3 protein-coding genes are annotated in these 2,902 nt (G+C 39.9%); all 3 read left to right on the top strand.

Features of this window, described 5'->3' with window-relative positions:
• Positions 1 to 1,074: acyl-CoA carboxylase subunit beta (locus AC1DPQ_RS23385; RefSeq protein WP_477611031.1), on the top strand; the 1,074-nt coding region annotated here is incomplete at its 5' end.
• A 246-nt stretch (positions 1,075 to 1,320) separates the two neighbouring features.
• Entirely contained in the window at positions 1,321 to 2,484 is a 1,164-nt protein-coding gene (locus AC1DPQ_RS23380) for a dipeptidase (protein WP_477579812.1), read from the top strand.
• 310 nt (positions 2,485 to 2,794) lie between these two features.
• Positions 2,795 to 2,902 (top strand): FAD-dependent oxidoreductase (locus tag AC1DPQ_RS23375; RefSeq protein WP_477611032.1); only part of this gene is annotated, 108 nt, incomplete at its 3' end.

The raw sequence follows: 2,902 nt of genomic DNA, 5'->3' as shown, positions 1-2,902 counted from the left end.
TATTTGCCCATTATGAGCGATGAAGCGATGATTGTTGATAAAACCGGATCAGTGTTTTTAGCGGGTTCTTACCTGGTGAAATCGGCCATAGGCGAAGAGGTTGACAATGAAACTTTGGGTGGAGCCACAACTCATTGCGAAATATCGGGTGTTACCGATTATAAACATCCCAATGATCAGGCCTGCTTAGATAGCATCAGGAACATCATGAGTATGTTGGGGACACCTCAAAACGCAGGCTTTGATAGGATTAAACCGGCAAAACCAAAAGAAAATGAAGAAGAGCTGTATGGCATTTTACCCGAAAACAGAGATAAACCTTACGAAATAATGGATATTATCAACCGTTTGGTTGATCAATCTGAATTTGAAGAGTATAAAAAAGGCTACGGACAAAGCATTGTTTGTGGTTTAGGTCGTATTGATGGCTGGGCAGTAGGTATTGTGGCCAATCAGCGTAAAGTGGTGAAGTCGAAAAAAGGAGAGATGCAGTTTGGCGGTGTAATTTATTCTGATAGTGCCGATAAAGCTACCCGTTTTATTATGAACTGTAACCAGAAGAAAATCCCGTTGGTGTTTTTGCAAGATGTTACTGGCTTTATGGTAGGCAGCCGATCAGAACATGGTGGTATTATTAAAGATGGCGCTAAAATGGTTAATGCTGTTGCCAATTCTGTGGTACCAAAATTTACAATAGTATTGGGTAATTCTTACGGTGCAGGCAACTATGCTATGTGCGGCAAGGCTTACGACCCTAGATTGATTTATGCCTGGCCAACGGCTAAAATTGCGGTAATGGGCGGTTCACAGGCTGCAAAAACTTTACTTCAGATTCAGGAAGCCTCTTTAAAAGCAAAGGGAGAGGTAATTACGCCAGAAAAAGAGGCAGAGTTGTTAAAAGAAATCACCGACAGATACGATAGCCAAACCACACCTTATTATGCCGCATCCCGGCTTTGGGTAGATGGTATTATCGACCCGTTAGAAACCAGAAAAGTTATTTCGATGGGGATTGAGGCTGCCAACCAATCGCCGATTACAAAGAAATTTAATGTTGGGATTATACAAACTTAGGGTTTCGATGTGCTGTCAGATGTTACCGTCTGACAGTTAATATTACATCATTTTTTTATCACCTGAGGCACCTTAGTTTTTAATGTGTTGTCAGATGTTACCATCTGACAACCGATGGACTTGTTTTACCATCCAAGCACGCCTTGGTTTTTAACATAAAAGTGCCTTTGTTTCTTAGTGGTGAAAAAAATTGATGGGAACTCGAGTGTCTGTACTGGTAAGAACAATTAATATTATATTTAGCGCATGAAAAATCTTTATCTTTTTCTTGTCCTTACACTGTTGCAGATCAATCTCTTTGCCCAAAATTCAGATAAAATTCATCAAAATGCGATTGTAGTCGATACCCATGGAGATATACTGTTCAATCAGATCAAATCGGGCATCGATATTGGGAAACTTCAGTCTAAAGGGAATTTCGATTTAGCGAGGGCCAAACAAGGTGGCTTAGATGTTCAGTTTTTTTCTATCTGGTGTGATGAAACGGGTGGGTATGCTGTAGCTAACCAAGAAATAGATTCACTTTATAGTTTAATTAAACGATACCCCGATAAAATTAAACTGGTAACAAGCGCTAAAGATCTCGAACAAGCGGTTAAACAACAAAAATTGGCTGCGATGATAGGGGTAGAAGGCGGGCATATGATCGAAAACCGTTTAGATTATATCGATAGCCTGGCAAAGCGCGGAATGGCTTACCTCACCTTAACCTGGAACAACAGCACCTCATGGTCGAGTTCGGCAGCCGAAGAAACTTCGAGTAAAGTGAAACCCGAAAACGCGGGCTTAAACAAATTCGGAAAACAAGTAGTTAAACGTTTGAACAAACTCGGCGTAATGGTTGATTTATCGCACGTAGGCGAAAAAACATTTTATGATGCCATTGCTGCATCTGTTAAACCCGTAATTGTTTCCCATAGCTGTGCTTACGCTCTAAATCCGGTTCCACGAAATTTAAAAGATGATCAGATTAAAGCTGTAGGTAAAAATGGGGGTGTAGTTTGCATTAATTTCTACAGTGGCTTTTTAGATGCTACCTTCAATACAAAGCAAAAAGAATTCTTTGCAAAATATGATAGCGAGCTTAAAACATTGACTGCTAAATATGGTAGAAGCAATGCTATTGATACGTTGATTTTCAATCATCTGGCTGATGCCGATGCCACACGACCACCAATTGCACTTTTAGTTAAACATATTAGTCATGTTGTGAAATTAATCGGTATAGACCATGTGGGACTGGGCGCGGATTTTGATGGCGCCGAATCTTTTCCTTTAGGTATGAACAGCGTAGCAGATTATCCTAAAATTACTGATGAGCTGATTAAAAATGGATATTCGGAAAACGATATCAAGAAAATTTTGGGAGGCAATGTAATTCGGTTGATCAGAGAGAATAAAAGGAGGTGATTTTTTGTGCTGTAAGATGTTGCCATCTGACTTTAAAGTATACCTGAATTGGAGTTTATTGTGCTGTTAGATGTTACCATCCGACAGGTGAAAAATCATCAGGCATATATGGAGTCAGTGTCAGATGGAAACATCCGACACCACGAGTGAGGCACCTTAATGCGCCCGGGCTTTAAACGCCAAACGCCATGCGCTTTCCGCTTGGCTTATGATGTTAATAAGTAAACTATGTTGACAATGTGCACTTGCCAACAAATATTTAAAGCGTTAAATTTGCGCTACGATTAATGAATTTCAAACACACAATATAATGTCACAAGAAAACGAACACGTTCAGTGTTTAATTATAGGTTCAGGTCCTGCAGGTTATACTGCTGCAATTTATGCTGCCAGAGCTGATTTAAAACCGATTATGTAT

This window comes from Pedobacter sp. 01T416_2, from assembly GCF_056398925.1.
Note: the sequence above shows the minus strand (reverse complement) of the source record. Positions and strands in the feature narration are given on the sequence as shown.